Origin of the sequence: Streptomyces canus 299MFChir4.1 (assembly GCF_000383615.1) — a bacterium.
Classification (GTDB): Bacteria; Actinomycetota; Actinomycetes; order Streptomycetales; family Streptomycetaceae; genus Streptomyces; species Streptomyces canus_C.
This window is the reverse complement of record NZ_KB911589.1, coordinates 124,695-141,679: the sequence shown is the minus strand read 5'-3', so window position 1 is coordinate 141,679 and position 16,985 is coordinate 124,695. Positions and strand designations below refer to the sequence as shown.

Genomic DNA, 16,985 nt, shown 5'->3' with positions numbered 1-16,985 from the left:
CGTGTGCGGACCGGTGGGGGCTGGTCGCGCAGTTCCCCGCGCCCCTGGGTGGGTCACAGCCAGCCCTTTTCCCTTGCGATCCGGACTGCCTCCGCCCTGTTCCGTACCGCCAGCTTCTGGATCGCCGTCGACAGGTAGTTGCGGACCGTGCCCTGGGACAGGTGAAGGGTCTGCGCCAGTTCGGCGTTCGTGGAACCGTCGGCCGCCGCTCGCAGGACCCCGCGCTCGCGGTCCGTCAGGGGGTTCGCGCCATCCGCCAGGGCCGCCGCCGCGAGCGTGGGGTCGATGACCCGCTCCCCCGCCAGCACCTTGCGTACCGCCTCGGCCAGTTGGGCCGCCGGGGCGTCCTTGACCAGGAAGGCGTCGGCGCCCGACTCCATCGCGTTGCGCAGATAGCCGGGGCGGCCGAAGGTCGTGAGGATGACCAGCTTGACCGCCGGAAGTTCCTTGTGGAGCTGAGCCGCCGCCTCTATGCCCGTCGCACCCGGCATCTCGATGTCCATGAGGGCCACGTCGATGTCGTGGGCGCGGGCCGCCGCCAGGACCTCGTCGCCGCGGGCCACTTGGGCGACGACCTCGATGTCGTCCTCCAGGCCGAGCAGGGCGGCCAGGGCCTCGCGGACCATCGACTGGTCCTCGGCGAGCAGGACCTTGATCGTGCGGCTCGTCATGAGGCGGATCCTACGTCGGCCGCGGAACCGGCGGGCACGCGGGCGACCAGCCGGAAGCCACGCCGGGTGCCGGTGGCCTCCAGAGTGCCGCCGGCCTTCTCCAGGCGTTCGGTGAGCCCGGTGAGGCCGTTCCCGGGAGCGTTGCCCGCGCCGCCGGAACCGTCGTCCTCGACGGTGAGTTCGAGCCGCGGCCCGTCGAGGGTCTGTCGGTGCAGCAGCTCCACCGTGCAGCCGCGGGCGCCGCTGTGCCGTACGACGTTGGTGACCGCCTCGCGCAGCGCCCAGGCCAGGGCCGACTCGCTCTCCTCGGGCACGCCGGCGAGGTCGGGTTCGGCGGGCAGGGTGGCGGTGACTCCGGCGGCCGTCAACGCGACCTGAGCGCCCGCGAGTTCCGCGGCCAGACGGGCACGGCGGTAGCCGGAGACGGCCTCGCGGACGTCCACCAGGGCCTGCCGGCTGACCTGTTCGATGTCGGCGACCTGCTGGGCCGCCCTGTCGGGGTGGGCGGGGAGCATCCGGCCCGCCAGTTCGCTCTTCAGGGTGATGAGGGACAGGGAGTGGCCGAGGAGGTCGTGCAGATCCCTGGCCAGGCGCAGCCGCTCCTCGTTGGCGGCGAGCTGGGCGACCCGGGCCCTGGCCTCCCGCAACTCGATGGTCGTACGGACGAGTTCGCGTACGCCGGTCATCGCGAAGCCGCCGAGCAGGGCCGGGATGAGCAGCGCGCCGATGTAGTCCGAGCCGTCGGCGACGATCAGGGCGAGGCCCGCCATCAGGGCGGACGCGACGGGGATGGTCCAGCGGGCGAGCCGCAGCGGCAGGGCCGCGCCGGACGCGATCGACACGTACACGAAGAGGACGAGCCACTCACGGCCCAGGGTGAGGACGAGCAGGGTCGACTCGGCCGAGAGGACCGCGAGGGAGACGAGCACGAACTCCTGGGCGTTGCGGCGGCCGGTCCTGAACAGCAGGGCCAGGTACCAGGCGACAAAGCCCGCGAGACCGAGCCAGCCCAGGACGACGGCCACGGCACCGTGGCCGCCGTGCAGGAGGTCCGAGACGGGTGCGCTCAGATAAACCAGCCAGATGCCCGTCCACAGCATCTTGACCATCATCTGCTTGCGGGTCTCGGGGCGCTGCCCGATCCCGACGCCGGTGCCGCTCACGCCTTCAACGTGTCCTTCCGGTACAGCCAGGCCGCGCCGCCCGCGAACAGGACGAAGGAGACGGCCAGGACGGCGAGATCCTGCGCGTGCGGGGCGCGGCTCTGTTCGATGGCCTGCCCGAGGGCAGCGTACGCGTGCGTGGGCAGCCACTTGGCGATGTCCTGGAGCCACTGCGGGAAGGTCGTCGTGGGCATCCACAGGCCGCCCAGCATCGAAAGCCCGAAGTAGGTGATCATCGTGATCGGGCGGACCGCGTCACCGGTGGCGAGGTAGCCGATGGCCACGCCGAGCGCGGCGAAGACGAGGCTGCCGGCCCAGATCGCGCCGGTGAGGGCGAGCCACTGCCAGGCGTCCAGTCGTACGTCCTTCACGGTCGCGGCGACGACGAACACGACCACGATCGAGGGCAGGCTCACCACGGCCGCGCTCGCCGTCTTGGCGAGGACATAGCCGTGACCGGGGAGCGTGGTCAGCCTCAACTGCCGTACCCAGCCGCCCTCCCGCTCCTTCGCGATGCGCTCGCTGTTGCCCATCAGGACGGCGGTCAGGGCGCCGAAGGAGGCCATCGAGACCATCATGTAGGTCGCGACCGTCAGACCGGTGCCGTCGACCTTGTCGGTGGTCCCGGAGCCGCCCGCGATGATCAGGAACAGCACCGAGGGATAGAGCACCGAGAAGAACAGGAACTTGCGGTTGCGCAGGGCGCGGACGAGTTCCAGCTTGATCAGGCCCCGCGAAGCAAATGTATTCAGCATGAGGTACGGGCCTCCTCGGCCTCGGTGATGGCGACGAAGGCCTGCTCCAGGCCGAGCCCGGCGACTTCGAGGTTGCGGGGGTAGACGCCTAGGCCGTAGAGGGCGTGGACGGTCGCGTCGGCGTCGGTGGACTGGATGCGGACGGTCTGGCCGCTTATGTCGATCGAGGTGAGGAAGGGCAGTGCGCGCAGCGGCCCCTCGTCGATCGTGCCCTCCAGGTCGAAGGCGATCCTGCGGGCGCCCGCCTTCGCCTTGATCTCGGCGGCGGTGCCGTCGGCGAGGAGGCGGCCCCGGTGCAGGACGAGCACCCGGTCGGCGATGGCGTCGGCCTCTTCGAGGTAGTGGGTGGCGAACAGGACCGTACGGCCCTGGTCGGCCTGTTCGCGCATGGTGGCCCAGAAGGCCTGGCGGGTGGTGACGTCCATGCCGGTGGTCGGCTCGTCCAGGACGATCAGGTCGCTGTCGCCGGCGGTCGCGAGGGCGAAGCGGACCCGCTGGGCCTGGCCGCCGGAGAGCTTGTTGACCTTGCGGTCGGCGATCTGGGCGATGCCCGCGCGGGACAGCACCTCGGTGGGCCGGTACGGCTTCGGGTGCAGGTCGCAGGCGAGGCGTACCAGCTCGGCGACCGTGACCTCGTCCATCATGCCGCCGCTCTGGAGCATCGCGCCCACGCGCCCGGCGACGATCGCCTCACGCGGGCCGGTGCCGAAGAGCCGGACGCTGCCGCTGTCGGGCTGCTTGAGGCCGAGCAGCAGGTCGAGGGTGGTGGACTTGCCGGCGCCGTTGGGACCGAGCAGCGCCACGGTCTCGCCCGGGCGCAGGGTCAGGTCCAGTCCGTCCACGGCGCGTACCTCGCCGTATGCCTTGCTCACCTGGTCGAAGGCGACCACCGGGGCTGTCGTTGTCATACGGCCATGGTGGCTTCGCGGGTGCGGTGGCGGGCAGTGTCGGCCGTCCGGAGTGCCGCATGACAGATGTCATGTCTGCGGCACTCCGGTGCGCCGTCCGCCGAGCGGTCAGCTCGGGTTCGTGTCGATGACCCCGACGCGCTCGGCCGCCGTCTTGCCGCGCAGTGCCTTGCGCAGGGCGGAGGCCACGTCCTCGGGCAGGACGTCGCGCTTGCCGCTCGCGCCGTCGATCTTCACACCGACGAAGGTGGCGCCGTACGCCTCCTTGAGCGCTTCGAGGTTGTACGTCTCCACGAGCTTGCCGTCGACCGCCTTGAACCCGAGGATCTTCGGCAGGGACAACGAGCCGAAGTCGATGCTGTGCGTCGCGTCGGTCCGGATCGTGACGCGCTCGGACATCGCGGGCTCGGCGAACTCCTTCATCATCCGGTCGACCTCGGCGTTCGAGATCGTCGGCTGCTTGGTGGTCGTCGGCAGCGTCACCTTGCCCGCGGTGCCGGTCTCCACCTGGGTGCGGTACGCCTCCTCGACCGCGGTGGTCGACCTGGCGACGTCGATGCCCTTGCCCGCCTTGCCGTACACGGCGACGGCCTTGCCGTTGACGAACTTGATCGTGCCGTCGGTCGCCGAGCCGGCACCGCCCGAGGCGTCCTCCAGGGCCGCCTGGAGCTTCTCCTCGTCGACCGGCATGACCGGGTCGACGACCCGGTGGTTGCCGAAGAGGGAGCCGATGACCGAGATCGGGTTGTAGTCGCTCTTCGCGGCCGCGGCGACCGTGGCCTGGTCGTCGAGCTGGAGCCCCGCCTGGTCCGGCTTGAGCGAGACGGTGTCGCCGCCGACCGACAGCTTCAGGGCCTCGTTCACCCGGCCGCCGAGGGAGTCGTCGAGCTTCTTGACCGCGTCGTCGCGGGTGCCGCCGCCGATGTCCACGCCGAGCACGGTGGTGCCCTTGGGCACGTCGGAGCGGTTCATCAGGAGACCGGCGCCGTAGGCGCCGACGCCGAGGAGGACCACCGTGCCGCCGACCATCGCCAGCTTGCTGCGGCCCTTCTTTTTCTTCTTCTTCGGCGCGGCGGCCGGGGCCTCCTGCGACGCGGTGTCGGGCAGCTTCGGAGGCGTACGGCCGTCGGTACCCGGTCCGAAGGGGGCGTTCTGGGCGCCCGACGGTACGACCGGCATGCCGCTGGTGACGGTGTGCCCGGAGACGTTGTCCGGGGCGCCGTAACCGGGGGCGCCCGGTCCCGGGGCCGGCTTCTGCGGGGTGAGGATCGCGGTGTCGTCGCTCAGACCGCCACCGGGGCCGAGACCGGCACCGGGAGCGCCGCCGGGCGCGGGCGCGCCGGGGCCGCCAGGCCGACCGAGGGTGCCGGGGCCGCCGAGGGTGCCGGGAGCGCCCGAACCGCCCGGGCCGCGGGATCCGCCGGGGCCGCCTGGGCCGCCTGGGCCGCGTCCGCCGCCGCCCTGGCCGTTGTTGAAGCCGTCGGGACCGTTGAAGGGCTCGCCGCCGAAGGACTCGGCCCTGGCGAAGGGGTCCGGTCCTGCGGGCGGCACGACCGGGCCGTCGCCGGTGACCGGGCCGCCCGTCGGACCCGCGGGCCCCTGTGACCCGCCCGGGCCGCCGGGGCCCTGCGTTCCGCCGAAACCGCCGCCGTAGTCGATCCGGCCGCCTTGGCCGCCGTAGTCGATCTGACCGCTCTGCTCGCCGGGACCGCCGGGTCCGGCCGGGCCACCGGGCCCGCCCGGCGCGCCGAAGCCGCTCTGACCGTTCGGACCACCGGCGGGGCCGCCGTAGCCACCCTGTCCGTTCAGGCCGTCCTGGCCGTTCAGGCCGTCCTGCCCGCCGTAGCCGCCCTGACCGTTCTCCGCGCCGGGGCCGCCCGAGCCGTTGCCGTTCTCCGCGAAGTACGGCAGTTCGTCGCGGCGGGGTTCGCTGCCGCGCTGGCCGCCTCCCAGCGGGCCTGCGTTCAGCGCCTCGGTGACGTCGAAGGAGCCGGTGCCGCCGCCGTGGCCCGGAGCCACCGGGCCGCCCGTGGCACCCGGGAGCCCGGCGCCGTTCGTGGCGCCGGAACGGGAACCGCCCGGCACGCTCATCGAACCGACCACCCCACCGGGGCGCCCGGCACCGGGGCGCGCACCGCCGGGCGCGGCCGCGCCGGCGCCACCGTGACGGGGGCCGGACGCGCCGGTGCCGTCGGCAGCGGGCGCACCCGCGCCCGAACCGCCCGGCAGACCGGCTCCGTTGCTCGCACCCGCGCCCGGACCGCCCTTGGCGGGGCCGGACTTGCGGGGCGCGAACCAGTCGCTCTGCTTCTCCTCGGCGGTCGGCGGGGCGGGTTCGGCGGGCAGTTCGACGGTGCCGGTGGTCGAGGAGGGACTCGGCGTCGGCGCCTCGGCCTCCGGACGGCTGTCACCGGAACTCTCCGTCTCCGCGACGGGCTGACGCACCACGACCGGCGGAATGGGCCGCGAACCGGGGATGTTGATCCGGATCCGGGTCGTCAGCGTGGTCTCGGTCTTGCGTTCCTCCGGCTGCGTGGCCGAACGGCCCGCGTCCGGACCGCCGTCGGAAGCCATGGGCGTCCCGTACGGCGGCGTGCCCGAGGGGTAGGCGGCTCCGCCGCGCCCGTTGGGCCCGGAGGACGGACTGTCAGTTTCACGACTCAAGGCAGGTTCTCCCGGTTGGCTCCGCCGCCCGTTTCGACCTCACTGCTTCGGGCGCCGGCGGCGCGCACCACCATACTGGCCACTTCTGGCCTGTATCCCACGACCGCTGGGGAAACCCACACGGGACTCGCACGCGCGCGATGCGGAGAAGTGGTACGTCACTTGCCAAGTCGGACGGCGTCGCCGCCCGGTTGCCGCCCTTGCCCAAGGGTGGCGCAGATCACAGCCACAGCCATGCCGCCGAGCAGGAAGAGATAGGAGCCACTTCCCGCGGCGAAGACGAAGTCGCCTTCCGGACGGCTGGTGGTGAGAAAGATGACGGCGAGCATCCAGCCGCCTGCGGGCGCGACGGCTCCGGCCCGGCTGCCGGTGGCGCGTGCCCCGCCTAGCAGCAGTCCGGCCTCGCCGAGCAGCGCGAGCAGCAGTCCGCCCGGGAACCAGCCGCCCTGCACCAGCGCTCCGGCGAGCCCCACGACCGCCCCGAGCACGAAAAGGCCGAGGTAGGCGGCGACCCGTCCGGCGGAGGGGCGCTGCAGGGGCTGGGCCGGCATCGTCGTACGGTCGCTCATGACGCGCCCTCGATCCCGGAGAACAGGTCGGTCTCCCTGGTGTCCCCGGGTTCCCCTCTCACCAGTTCGTAGTACTCGGTGGTGAAAAGAGGTTGCGCGAGTTCGTTGGAGAGCGCGAAGTACGCTCCGGACACGTCGATCTGGGTCGCGTGGGCGGCCATCGCGGCGCTCTTGGCGGTGGCGTACGCGGTGCCGTCGATCTCGGTGGTGATCCGCTCGTCCTCCACCACGCCCGGTACGTCGTCCAGGACGGCGGCCTTGGCGAAGGGGAGGCCCGGCAGGTCGGCGTGGAGCTGGGCGAAGGCCCGCTCACCGATCGCGCGCGGGACGCGGTTCCAGTAGACCTTCGGGATCTGCCATCCGGCGCCGGCGGCGAGCTCGACGGCGCGCATGGCGACGCGGTGGGCCTGGATGTGGTCGGGGTGGCCGTAACCGCCGTGGTCGTCGTAGGTGACGAGGACCTGGGGGCGCACCTCCAGGATCACCTCGACGAGATGGCGGGCCGCCTCGTCGACGTCGGCCTGCCAGAAGCAGGCGGGGTCGTCGTTCTCCGGGAGGCCCATCATTCCGGAGTCCTGGTAGCGCCCGGCGCCGCCGAGCAGGCGGAAGTCCGCGACGCCGAGTTCACGCATGGCCGCGGTGAGCTCGCCGCGCCGGTGCTCGCCGAGAGCGACGCCGGTCAGGTGCCGCAGCTCGGGCGGGATGACCTCGCCGAGTTCGCCGAGGGTGCAGGTGACCAGGGTCACCCGGGCTCCCTCGGCCGCGTACCTGGCCATGGTCGCGCCGTTGTTGATCGACTCGTCGTCCGGGTGCGCGTGCACCAGGAGAAGACGCCGAGCGGGCTGTTCCGTCATGGCCCCAGCCTACGAGGCCTCCGGCCGCCTCCCCTGCCCACCCGTCACCTGCCGCGCCCTTGAGTCACTCCTGGTCGTCGACGACGTGGGCGATGGCGAGAGCGATACGTTCGATCCAGTCGATGGCGTCACTCACGCTCGCCTCGTCGATGGGACGGCGCTGCTCCAGATCACCGTCGATCAGGTCGGCGTCGTGTGCGATCTTGTTGCGCCGCTGCGTGATCTCCAGATAGCGACTGCGAAGTTTCTTTTCGTTCAGTGAGGTGCGTCCCTGGAAGAACGACTGGTTGATCCAGCCCGCGGCCTCGTACCAGACCTTCTTCTCCGTGACGAGTTTGAGAACCTCGGAGATCTTTCTTTCCGGGATGCTGGAGCGACTGGGCCGCGAGTTTGTCACGCAGGTGCTCCACGACAGCGTCGGGCACCGTGACGTCGCCACGCCTCACCGCCTCGATCGTGTGCAGCGGCAACTCGTAGGCCCTCAGGTGGTACGGCATGTCGGGGCTGTCCTTGGCTGACAACTCGGCGACTCGGCGCAGGACTTCCTCGTGCAGCCAGTGGTCGATGGCGGCCACCGCCTGCACCCAGGCCGCCCGGTAGAAGTCGTCGATGTCGATCGAGGGTGACTTGAGCGGGGTCAGCATCCTGCCCGCTTCGACCATGCGCCGCGCATACGACAGGTTCGTCATGAATGCCTCGAACTGACGCGTCTGCGGTCTGGGAACGGCCATGGGTAACCCCCGTGCGACTCTCCGTCATGATCCCCAGGAGCACGATCCCGGAGGGGCACCGGGGTGAGTCAAGCCGGACGGGAGGGCTCGGAACAAGGTGTCCGATTCCGGTCCCTCCATTTCCGGATCTCACCCCTCAGACCTCGGGTGCGCCTAGAAACCCAGGTAGGTGATCTGGACGACGTAGACCCGCTCGCTACGCACGACGACCTGATACAGGAACCAGCCACCGGAGACGATGATGTGGCCGCCCTTCGGATCGAGGCCCTCGTGAGCCCGGCCATGGATATGAAGAGCTTCAGCTGCCCTGACCAGTTCGTCGGCAGCACGTTCGACGGCGGCCAGGAAATCTGACGGAATGGCACGGGCGGTCTCTTCGGCGCCGAATGCGTACTCCCACTTCCAGCTCACTCGCGAACTGCCTTCAGCGCCTCTTCGAGAACCGCGCTCAGCTCGCGAAGGGCTTCCCGTGCGATGGCCGGGTCCTCGTGTTCCAGGTTGCTCTGCGCCTGGGCGTAGCGAGTGGACAGGTCCGGCCGACGGGCGATCTCGATCTCCTTGGCCCAGATCAGGACCCAGCTCTGGACAGGACTCAGAGACTGCCACTCAACCGCCTTGGCGAAGGCGTCGTCCTTCATGACCTGCATCTCGTCCAGGCGGTCTGGAGCAACGACGGCAAGAGCGGCACGCAGAGCTTCGGGAGTCAGTTCGGGGCGAGGGATCAGCTCGTGCCCGTGGTCGGCCTGAGTGCTCATGGTGTCCTCCAGAAGATGCCCCGGCCAGCGTAGCCGGGCTGAGGGACGGGGGCCCGGCACTACGGGCTCAGGTGGCGGGGGCAGCGGGAATGCGGCAGTCACGGCACCGTCCTGGAATGGGTGAGCGGAAGACACGGTGGCAGCCGTCGCAGTTCTGGAAGGGGTGCCGCGTCGCTGGTGGCGGGGCAGGGGCGCGGAACGGGGGCAGGGGCGGCAGCTGAGCTGTGAGGCGGTGAGCCGGGAGGGCTGCTGGGCGGCGGAGGGGCTCGTCCGGCAGATCGCTGGTCAGTGCGTGACGTACGGCGCTGGGGGTGACGTCGCGCTCCAGCCACGCGGCGACGCCGGGAGCCAGGTGGGCCGTGTCGCAGGCCGAGAGGAGCAGCCGGGAGTCGTGGCGGCGGAGGTCGGCGAGGAGGTCGGTTGCCTGCTGGAGGAGCGCGGGAGCCTTGCAACCGGGCGGCGGGACGGCGGGGAGCGGCCTCTTGCGGGGCGCCGGCTTCTTCTTCGCCGTCTGCGGTGTCGGGTGGGCCGACCGCGTGGTTTCTCGGTCGGCGTGAAGGTCGCGTCCCGGCTGGTTACGTCCCGGCTGGTTACAGGAGATCGTCCGAGTGATGATCCGCCCGTCGGGGACTCGCTCGCGTTTCCGCCGCAGGTAGCCGTGGTCTTCCAGTTCACGCAGGGCGGCAGCGATACGGGTGGCACCCTCGGGGAAGCGGCCAGTGAGGGTCTTGATGTCGACCTGGGCGCCCTTGGGGAGGGACTGGAGGTGGACGCCGAGCCCGATCGCGAGCAGGGAAAGTTCCGGGTGCTGGGCGAGGTGGTTGCCGATCACCGTGAAGCGCTCGGTGTGGCGGGTGTTGTCGTGGATGAGCCCGCCGCTGGAGTGGGGTCGTCGCCGGTTCGGGGGTTTGTTGGCGGCAGGACGGGACTGGGCGTGCGGGGGCGCGCTAAGGTTTTCGGTGTCCATCAGGAAGCTCCGAACTTCCTCGGTGGTCAGGCCCTCGCACTGGGATTGCAGTCCCGGCGGGGGCCGTCGCATGTCTGCGGTTGTGTTGCGCTGAGCGTAGGGCAGGCAAGGGGCCGGGAATCCACTCGAGTTGGCGATGTTCACTCGCGAGGGTGAGCGGAGGCGACGGGCGGGAGGGGTGGGGCTTGGTGAGGTGCTTTCACCATCGTGTTCCTTTGGGAAGAGCGCCCCTCGCACCGGAGCACGAGCAGTCGGGTTCCGGTGGCGGGGCGACTTCGAGTTCGGCCCAGACGGTCTTGCACGGGTACGGCCCCGGGGCGGTGCCCCAGCGGTCGGCGAGGGCGTCGACGAGGGCGAGGCCTCGGCCGGGCTCGGCGTCGGCGGTGGGGTCTTGGAGCTGCGGGAGGCGGTCACTCCGGGTGTCGGTGACCTCGATGCGGAGGGTGTCGCCGACAACGTAGAGGGTGAGTCGGAAGTCCCTCCCGGGGATACGACTGTGGGTGGCGGCGTTGGCGGCGAGCTCGGCCACGATGTGTGCCGCCGGGTCCAAGGGATTCCCCATGCCCGGAGTTGCTCGGTGGCGAGGAGTCGGGCGAGGCGGGCTCCTCGGGGCGTTGGTGACCGCGTGGCGCAGCAGGCGGTACGTCTGCGTGACAGCGGTGAACGTCTTGCCGGCGCCCGTCGCCATCTGGATGAGGGCGCGCGGCTTGTCGGCGGCCAGTGAGCCCTCAAGGTTCGTGATCGCGTCGACCTGGGCCATGCGCAGGCCGTGCGTCTCCAGGAGCGGCAGCCTCGTGCGAAGGGCCGCCCTGAAGGTGGGCGCGTCCGGTTCCTCGTCGGCCCGCTTCATCCACGTCGCGATGGTCTCGGGTCGGTGGATGGCGAAAACCTCACGCGAGCGTGCGTCCGGGTCGACGCGGTTGAGGAAGTACGTCTCCGTACCTGTGCTGACGTAACGGAACGCGAAGAGTTCCTCCCGCCGCCACACGGCCATGGCGTGCTCCTTGAGCACACCGGCCGCGTACCGCTCGTTCTGCGCAAGGGCCCCAGCGAGCGGCGTACCCTCCCGCTTGGCCTCGATGACACCGACGATCTTGCCGTCCACATACAGGACGTAGTCCGCCCGGCCAGTGGCCAGGGTGAACTCCTCGACGGCGACGCCCTGCCCCGCGAGAGGATTGGCCTCCGCCTTGCTCTGGATCAACCAGCCGGCCGTGGTCAGCATCGCGTCGATCTTCTTGCGCGCCTGCACCTCGTTGAGGGGCGCGGGGCGCTGTGCGCGTTCCACGATGGCCTCACGGGCCGCGGAGGCGACCTTGCGCGGCTGCAGGCGCTCGCGGTCGTACTGCTGCTGGTGGGCCACCCGCAGTTCGGCGACCTGGGCCCTCAAGTCCTCGATCTCGGCGGCGTATGCCGACTTCTGCTGCTGCGCGCTCGCGATCAGCGCCTCGGCCTCGGCACGTGCCCGCCGCTCGGCCTCCAGACGGTTGCTCTTCTCGGACAGCTTGACGCGTGACTCGGCCAGCGACCGTCGATGCCCCTCCAGCGCCTCCTGGAGCTCCGCGATTTCCTCGGGGTCGGCGGACTGGGCATCAGCCGGAAGTGTCGGCGGCACGAAGGCGGACACAGTCCGTGTCCCGCCCATGGCCCGGTCGAAGAGGTCACCCAACTGCCAGCACAGCTTCAGCGCTTCGAGCGCCTTCGTCGTGTCGAAGAGATGGTTGTGCGCGGCGTCGTTGCGGCCCCGGCGCAGCTTGTCGAACGCCTCACGACTCCAGCCGACGAGCACCCCGGCCCGCGTGAGGGCGTTGAGGCGGTCGAACTGGGTCGTGCCCTCGACCCGCGTGCCGGTACGGGCGACGAACTCCTCGGCCAGGACCTCGCCGAACTGCCCGGCGCTGACGTAGGCGGCGTTCGGATTTGTCAGGACGGTGAGTTCCGCCTGCGAGCCGTAGATGGCCAGGAGGGGCTGATACCCGTACAACCGTCCGAAGTTGGACGACGCCTTCGCCAGCGTCCGGAGTCGATCGTCAACGTTGTCCCTGTCCACGCGCCGCTGCGCCGTCCTTCGCCTGTCCTGGATCCGCCAAGCTTACGGAGCCGGGAACCACGAAGGAACGGAACAGGTCGGCATGAGGCGGGCTCCGGTCAGCCACGGTCCGGAGCCCAAGTGCCGGGACAGGTCAGAACTTGATACTGCCGATCATGCCCGCGATGTTGGTCGTCAGCTCACTGATCGTCGGTGCGATCGAGGAAGCCGCGAGATAGAAGCCGAGCAGGATGCACACGACCGCGTGACCGCCCTTCAAGCCCGACTTCTTGACCAACAAGAAGACGATGATCGCCAGCAGCACCACCGCCGAAATCGAGAGTGCCACGGCGGCTCACCTCCAAAGAACCCAGGGACGTGGGGGGTCGGACGGGAACGGAACTATGGGGGCAGATAAATCCATACAGCAGCCAGCGGATTCATACCCACTATGCGGTAGTGATCATAACTATCCGGGCCTGCGCATCCGTCGGCGCACGGCCGCACAAGGGGGCGCATGGCCAATATGGTCGGGGCATGACGACCGAGCCTGACTCCTTTCCCCGCCGGCACGCCCGTACCCAGCGCTTCACCGTCGGCGCGCCGCGCGCGTTCACCGTGGCGCCCGACGGATCGCGTGTCGTGTTCCTGCGCTCGAACTCGGGCACGAACCGGGCCAATTCGCTGTGGGTGCTCGACGCGGCGGACGGCGGGGAGCGCGTGGCGGCCGACCCGCGTGCCCTCCTGGACGGCACCGAGGAGCGCCTGTCGGCCGCGGAGCGGGCGCGCCGCGAGCGCAGCCGCGAGGGCGGTGCCGGCATCGTCGGCTATGCCACCGACACGGCGGTCGAGTTGGCCTCTTTCGCCTTGTCAGGGCGGCTTTTCACGGCGGAGCTGCGGGCCGGGACGGCACGTGAACTGCCCGTCTCCGGACCGGTGATCGACCCCCGCCCGGCCCCCGACGGACGGCACGTCGCGTACGTCGCCCGGGGCTCCCTGCGGGTCGTGGGCGCCGAGGGCGAGGACGACCGGACGCTGGCCGCTCCGGAGTCGGATCAGGTCACCTACGGCCTCGCGGAGTTCATCGCGGCCGAGGAGATGGGCCGGTCGCGGGGCTTCTGGTGGTCGCCGCAGTCCGATCGGCTGCTGGTCGCGCGCGTGGACGACACGCCGGTGCGGCGCTGGTGGATCTCCGATCCGGCCCACCCGGAGCGTGAGCCACACCACGTCCCGTACCCGGCCGCGGGCACCCCCAACGCGGACGTACGGCTGTTCGTGCTCGCCCTGGACGGGTCGCGCACCGAGGTCTCCTGGGACCGGAAGCGGTATCCGTATCTGGCCCATGTGCACTGGTCAGCCGCGGGTGCCCCGCTGTTGCTCGTACAGGCGCGCGACCAGCGCAGTCAGCTGTATCTGGCGGTGGACCCGGAGTCCGGCGCGACCCGGATGGTACACGCGGACGAAGATCCAACTTGGCTGGATCTTTTCCCTGGAGTGCCCTGCTGGAGCCCCTCGGGGCAGCTCGTGCGGATCGCCGACGAGGGCGGCGCGCGGGTGCTCGCGGTCGGTGAACGGCCGCTGACCGGACCGCAGTTGCACATCCGCGCGGTGCTGGACGTCACGCGGGACGACGTGCTGGTCTCGGCGTCGGCCGGCACGGAGGCCGAGTCCCCGGAGCTGGGCGAGGTGCACGTCTACCGGGTGAACGAGCTCGGAGTGGAGCGCTTGTCGCAGGAGCCCGGCGCGCACTCGGCGGTGCGCGCCGGGGGCGTGACCGTGCTGGTGTCGGCGACCCTCGACCGGCCGGGCGCCCGCGCGCGGGTACTGCGCGACGGCAAGGAGACGGCGACTGTCACGTCATACGCGGAAGATCCCGGTTTGACCCCGCGCGTGACGCTCACCGAGGGGGGCGCACGCAGAATCCCGTGCGCCGTGCTTATGCCGCAGGACTACGCCGGTGACAGCCTCCTTCCGGTTTTGCTGGACCCGTACGGGGGTCCGCACGGACAGCGGGTGGTCGCCGCGCACAACGCGCACCTCACCTCGCAGTGGTTCGCCGACCAGGGCTTCGCGGTGGTCGTGGCCGACGGCCGGGGCACCCCGGGCCGCTCCCCCGCCTGGGAGAAGGCCGTCCGGGACGACCTCGCGGCGGTGCCCCTCCAGGACCAGGTCGACGCGCTCCAGGCGCTCGCCGAGGACTTCCCTCTGGATCTCTCCCGGGTCGCGATCCGCGGCTGGTCCTTCGGCGGCTATCTGGCGGCCCTCGCGGCGCTGCGCCGCCCGGATGTCTTCCAAGCGGCGGTGGTCGGCGCCCCGATCAGCGATCTGCGCCTGTACGACACCCACTACCAGGAGCGCTACCTCGGCCACCCGGACGAGCAGCCGGAGGTCTACCGCCGCAACTCTCTGGTCGACGACGAGGGTCTGGTCGAGGCGGCCGAACCGCACCGCCCGATGATGATCATCCACGGCCTCGCGGACGACAACGTGGTGGTCGCCCACTCCCTGCGCCTGTCCTCGGCCCTGCTGGCCGCGGGCCGCCCGCACGAGGTGCTGCCCCTGTCCGGCGTGACCCACATGACCCCGCAGGAGACGGTCGCGGAGAACCTGCTGCGGCTTCAGCTGGACTTCCTGAAGCGGTCGTTGGGAAGGGCGTAGGCACAGCAGCGGGCCGGGACGACATGGCGCGTCCCGGCCCGCTTACGGCACCCGCACGGCCGTACGTCTTAGAGACTGACGCGTCCGTATATCGGAACCGGGTCGGCCGAGTTGCCTCCGTGTTACTCCGTCTCCTCCGCCGGCACGACCTGCTTCTCCTCCGCGAAGTGGCACGCCGAGTCGTGCGCGGCCGGTCCGCTCGTGTGCCGGAACTCCGCCGGCACCGCGAGCGCCGGGACCTCCAGGGCGCAGCGCTCCTGGGCCTTCCAGCAGCGGGTGCGGAAGCGGCACCCGGACGGGATGTTGGTCGGGGACGGGACGTCGCCGGTGAGGATGATCCGCTCTCGGTGCTCGCGGGCCTCCGGGTCGGGCACCGGCACGGCGGACAGCAGCGCCTGGGTGTAGGGATGCGTCGGATGGTCGTAGATCTCCGCGTCCCGGCCGATCTCCACGATCCGCCCGAGGTACATCACCCCGACCCGGTCCGAGATGTGCCGGACGATCGACAGGTCGTGCGCGATGAAGAGGTAGGACAGCTCGAACTCGCTCTGGAGCCGGTCGAGGAGGTTGATCACCTGGGCCTGGACGGAGACGTCGAGGGCGGAGACCGGTTCGTCGGCGACGATGACCTCGGGGCGCAGGGCCAGGCCGCGCGCGATGCCGATGCGCTGGCGCTGGCCGCCGGAGAACTGGTGCGGATAGCGGTTGATGTACTCCGGGTTGAGACCCACGACGTCCAGCAGGTCCTGGACCTTCTTGCGCCGGTCACCCTTGGGGGCCACCTCGGGGTGGATGTCGTACGGCTCCCCGATGATGTCGCCGACCGTCATCCGGGGGTTGAGGGAGGTGTACGGGTCCTGGAAGACCATCTGGATGTTGCGGCGGACCGACTTCAGCGCCTTGCCGGAGAGCTTGGTGATGTCCTCGCCCTTGTACTTGATCAACCCTTGCGTCGGCCGTTCCAGATTGACCAGCATCTTGGCGACGGTCGACTTGCCGCAGCCGGACTCCCCGACGATGCCGAGGGTCTCTCCCTTGTGGAGCGTGAAGTCCACACCGTCCACGGCCTTGACGGCACCGACCTGTTTCTTGAACAGGATGCCCTGGGTCAACGGGTAGTGCTTGACCAGTCCACCCACTTCCAGGATCGGATCAACCATTGAGGCACTCCGTCCAGAAGTGACAGGCACTGGTCCGTCTGTCGCCGACTTCGTACAGAGGCGGCACGTCCGTACGGCACACGTCCCGGGCCATCGGGCACCGGGGGTTGAACGCGCAACCCGGCGGGATGTGCATCAAGTTGGGCGGCAGTCCCTTGATCGCGTACAGCTCCTGCCCCTTCTGGTCGAGACGGGGGATGGAGTCGAGGAGTCCGCGGGTGTAGGGGTGGGCGGGCGCCTTGTAGATGTCGTGCACGGGAGCCTGCTCGACGATCCGTCCGGCGTACATGACGGCGATCCGGTCGGCCACGTCCGCGACGACGCCGAGGTCGTGGGTGATGAGGATGAGGCCCATGTGGTACTCGCGCTGGAGCTCGGCGAGCAGCTCCATCACCTGGGCCTGGACGGTGACGTCGAGCGCGGTGGTCGGTTCGTCGGCGATGATCAGCGCGGGTTCCAGGGCGAGCGCCATCGCGATCATGATGCGCTGGCGCATGCCGCCGGAGAACTGGTGCGGGTAGTCCTTCACGCGCTCCCGGGCGGCCGGAATGCGCACCCGGTCCATCAGCTCGACGGCCTTGGCCCGCGCGTCCTTCTTCGACATGCCCCGGTGCACGACGAACATCTCACCGAGCTGGTCGCCGACGGAGAGCACGGGGTTGAGGGAGGACAGCGCGTCCTGGAAGATCATCGCCATCTCGGCGCCGCGGACCCTGCGCCGCTCGTCCTCCTTCAGCTTCAGCAGGTCCCGGCCCTGGAAGAGGATCTCGCCGCCGGTGATCCTGCCGGGGGGCATGTCGAGGATCCCCATGATCGCCTGCGCGGTCACCGACTTCCCCGACCCGGACTCCCCGAGAACCGCGAGGGTCTCCCCCGCGTCCACCGCGTAGTCGACCCCGTTGACCGCCTTGGCCACCCCGTCCCTGGTCCTGAACTCCACCTGCAGATCACGCACTTCGAGCAGCACGGAGACTCACCTCAGCTTCCGGTCGGGGCGTCGCGGGCCGCGTCGCCGGGCGGGACGGGTGCCTGCACGGTGACCGGCGGGGTCTGCGACGGCCGCGGCGCGGAGTGGGGCCCCTCGCCCATGCTCACCAGCAC

Annotated in this window: 16 protein-coding genes and 2 pseudogenes; 1 reads left to right on the top strand and 17 read right to left on the bottom strand. The window is 70.6% G+C overall.

What is annotated here, in order from left to right; translation table 11 throughout:
* Positions 1–53 precede the first annotated feature (53 nt).
* From H293_RS0120540 to H293_RS0120480, 14 genes and pseudogenes are all read right to left on the bottom strand, one after another.
* Positions 54–671 carry a response regulator transcription factor gene (locus H293_RS0120540; RefSeq protein WP_020119733.1) on the bottom strand — a complete coding sequence of 206 codons (618 nt, stop codon included), beginning with the start codon at positions 669–671 and terminating at the stop codon, positions 54–56.
* Positions 668–1,834 (bottom strand): sensor histidine kinase, encoded by a 1,167-nt coding sequence (locus tag H293_RS0120535; protein WP_020119732.1) that lies wholly within the window; start codon positions 1,832–1,834, stop codon positions 668–670. Before H293_RS0120535 ends, H293_RS0120540 begins: the two co-directional genes overlap by 4 nt.
* Positions 1,831–2,589 (bottom strand): ABC transporter permease, encoded by a 759-nt coding sequence (locus tag H293_RS0120530; RefSeq protein ID WP_020119731.1) that lies wholly within the window; start codon positions 2,587–2,589, stop codon positions 1,831–1,833. The genes H293_RS0120535 and H293_RS0120530 overlap by 4 nt, the downstream gene beginning before the upstream one ends.
* On the bottom strand, positions 2,583–3,497 hold the full coding sequence (locus tag H293_RS0120525; protein ID WP_028808038.1) for an ABC transporter ATP-binding protein: 915 nt from the start codon (positions 3,495–3,497) through the stop codon (positions 2,583–2,585). The genes H293_RS0120530 and H293_RS0120525 overlap by 7 nt, the downstream gene beginning before the upstream one ends.
* A gap of 108 nt (positions 3,498–3,605) precedes the next feature.
* Positions 3,606–6,161: a membrane protein gene (locus tag H293_RS0120520; RefSeq protein ID WP_028808037.1), complete on the bottom strand. Its 2,556-nt coding sequence runs from the start codon at positions 6,159–6,161 to the stop codon at positions 3,606–3,608.
* 158 nt (positions 6,162–6,319) lie between these two features.
* Complete coding sequence (locus H293_RS0120515; protein WP_020119728.1) at positions 6,320–6,730, bottom strand: DUF6113 family protein; 411 nt, start codon at positions 6,728–6,730, stop codon at positions 6,320–6,322.
* Positions 6,727–7,584, bottom strand: a complete 858-nt coding sequence (mshB, locus tag H293_RS0120510) for an N-acetyl-1-D-myo-inositol-2-amino-2-deoxy-alpha-D-glucopyranoside deacetylase (RefSeq protein WP_020119727.1) — start codon at positions 7,582–7,584, stop codon at positions 6,727–6,729. Before mshB ends, H293_RS0120515 begins: the two co-directional genes overlap by 4 nt.
* 64 nt (positions 7,585–7,648) lie before the next feature.
* Complete coding sequence (locus H293_RS60210; protein ID WP_020119726.1) at positions 7,649–7,981, bottom strand: hypothetical protein; 333 nt, start codon at positions 7,979–7,981, stop codon at positions 7,649–7,651.
* A 487-nt stretch (positions 7,982–8,468) separates the two neighbouring features.
* Positions 8,469–8,726 (bottom strand): hypothetical protein, encoded by a 258-nt coding sequence (locus tag H293_RS0120500; RefSeq protein ID WP_020119724.1) that lies wholly within the window; start codon positions 8,724–8,726, stop codon positions 8,469–8,471.
* On the bottom strand, positions 8,723–9,070 hold the full coding sequence (locus H293_RS0120495; protein ID WP_020119723.1) for a hypothetical protein: 348 nt from the start codon (positions 9,068–9,070) through the stop codon (positions 8,723–8,725). Before H293_RS0120495 ends, H293_RS0120500 begins: the two co-directional genes overlap by 4 nt.
* 67 nt (positions 9,071–9,137) lie before the next feature.
* Positions 9,138–10,037: a hypothetical protein gene (locus H293_RS0120490; RefSeq protein WP_020119722.1), complete on the bottom strand. Its 900-nt coding sequence runs from the start codon at positions 10,035–10,037 to the stop codon at positions 9,138–9,140.
* A 140-nt stretch (positions 10,038–10,177) separates the two neighbouring features.
* Positions 10,178–10,694: pseudogene (locus H293_RS54980) on the bottom strand (ATP-binding protein).
* Positions 10,675–11,262, bottom strand: a pseudogene (locus H293_RS60205) (type I restriction endonuclease); the annotation flags it as partial. The pseudogenes H293_RS54980 and H293_RS60205, both read right to left, overlap by 20 nt.
* Positions 11,263–12,220: 958 nt before the next feature.
* Complete coding sequence (locus tag H293_RS0120480) at positions 12,221–12,415, bottom strand: hypothetical protein (RefSeq protein WP_007384493.1); 195 nt, start codon at positions 12,413–12,415, stop codon at positions 12,221–12,223.
* Positions 12,416–12,603: 188 nt separating this feature from the next.
* Here H293_RS0120480 and H293_RS0120475 point away from each other — a divergent pair, with 188 nt between their 5' ends.
* Positions 12,604–14,724, top strand: coding sequence for a S9 family peptidase (locus tag H293_RS0120475; RefSeq protein WP_020119720.1), 2,121 nt, complete (start codon positions 12,604–12,606; stop codon positions 14,722–14,724).
* Between the two features lie 122 nt (positions 14,725–14,846).
* On the opposite strand, the gene H293_RS0120470 is transcribed toward H293_RS0120475, so the two are convergent.
* The 3 genes from H293_RS0120470 to H293_RS60200 are packed head-to-tail and all read right to left on the bottom strand — an operon-like array spanning position 14,847 to position 16,985.
* Positions 14,847–15,884, bottom strand: coding sequence for an ABC transporter ATP-binding protein (locus tag H293_RS0120470; RefSeq protein WP_020119719.1), 1,038 nt, complete (start codon positions 15,882–15,884; stop codon positions 14,847–14,849).
* On the bottom strand, positions 15,877–16,851 hold the full coding sequence (locus H293_RS0120465) for an ABC transporter ATP-binding protein (protein WP_020119718.1): 975 nt from the start codon (positions 16,849–16,851) through the stop codon (positions 15,877–15,879). The genes H293_RS0120470 and H293_RS0120465 overlap by 8 nt, the downstream gene beginning before the upstream one ends.
* Positions 16,852–16,862: 11 nt before the next feature.
* A complete protein-coding gene (locus H293_RS60200; RefSeq protein WP_020119717.1) occupies positions 16,863–16,985 on the bottom strand; it encodes a hypothetical protein in 123 nt (40 codons plus the stop codon).

Coding starts and splice junctions, on each gene's coding strand:
- H293_RS0120540 (WP_020119733.1), bottom strand. CDS start 671: ATGACGAGCCGCACGATCAAGGTCCTGCTCGCCGAGGACCAGTCGATG.
- H293_RS0120530 (WP_020119731.1), bottom strand. CDS start 2,589: ATGCTGAATACATTTGCTTCGCGGGGCCTGATCAAGCTGGAACTCGTC.
- H293_RS0120525 (WP_028808038.1), bottom strand. CDS start 3,497: ATGACAACGACAGCCCCGGTGGTCGCCTTCGACCAGGTGAGCAAGGCA.
- H293_RS0120515 (WP_020119728.1), bottom strand. CDS start 6,730: ATGAGCGACCGTACGACGATGCCGGCCCAGCCCCTGCAGCGCCCCTCC.
- mshB (WP_020119727.1), bottom strand. CDS start 7,584: ATGACGGAACAGCCCGCTCGGCGTCTTCTCCTGGTGCACGCGCACCCG.
- H293_RS0120495 (WP_020119723.1), bottom strand. CDS start 9,070: ATGAGCACTCAGGCCGACCACGGGCACGAGCTGATCCCTCGCCCCGAA.
- H293_RS0120490 (WP_020119722.1), bottom strand. CDS start 10,037: ATGGACACCGAAAACCTTAGCGCGCCCCCGCACGCCCAGTCCCGTCCT.
- H293_RS0120475 (WP_020119720.1), top strand. CDS start 12,604: ATGACGACCGAGCCTGACTCCTTTCCCCGCCGGCACGCCCGTACCCAG.
- H293_RS0120470 (WP_020119719.1), bottom strand. CDS start 15,884: ATGGTTGATCCGATCCTGGAAGTGGGTGGACTGGTCAAGCACTACCCG.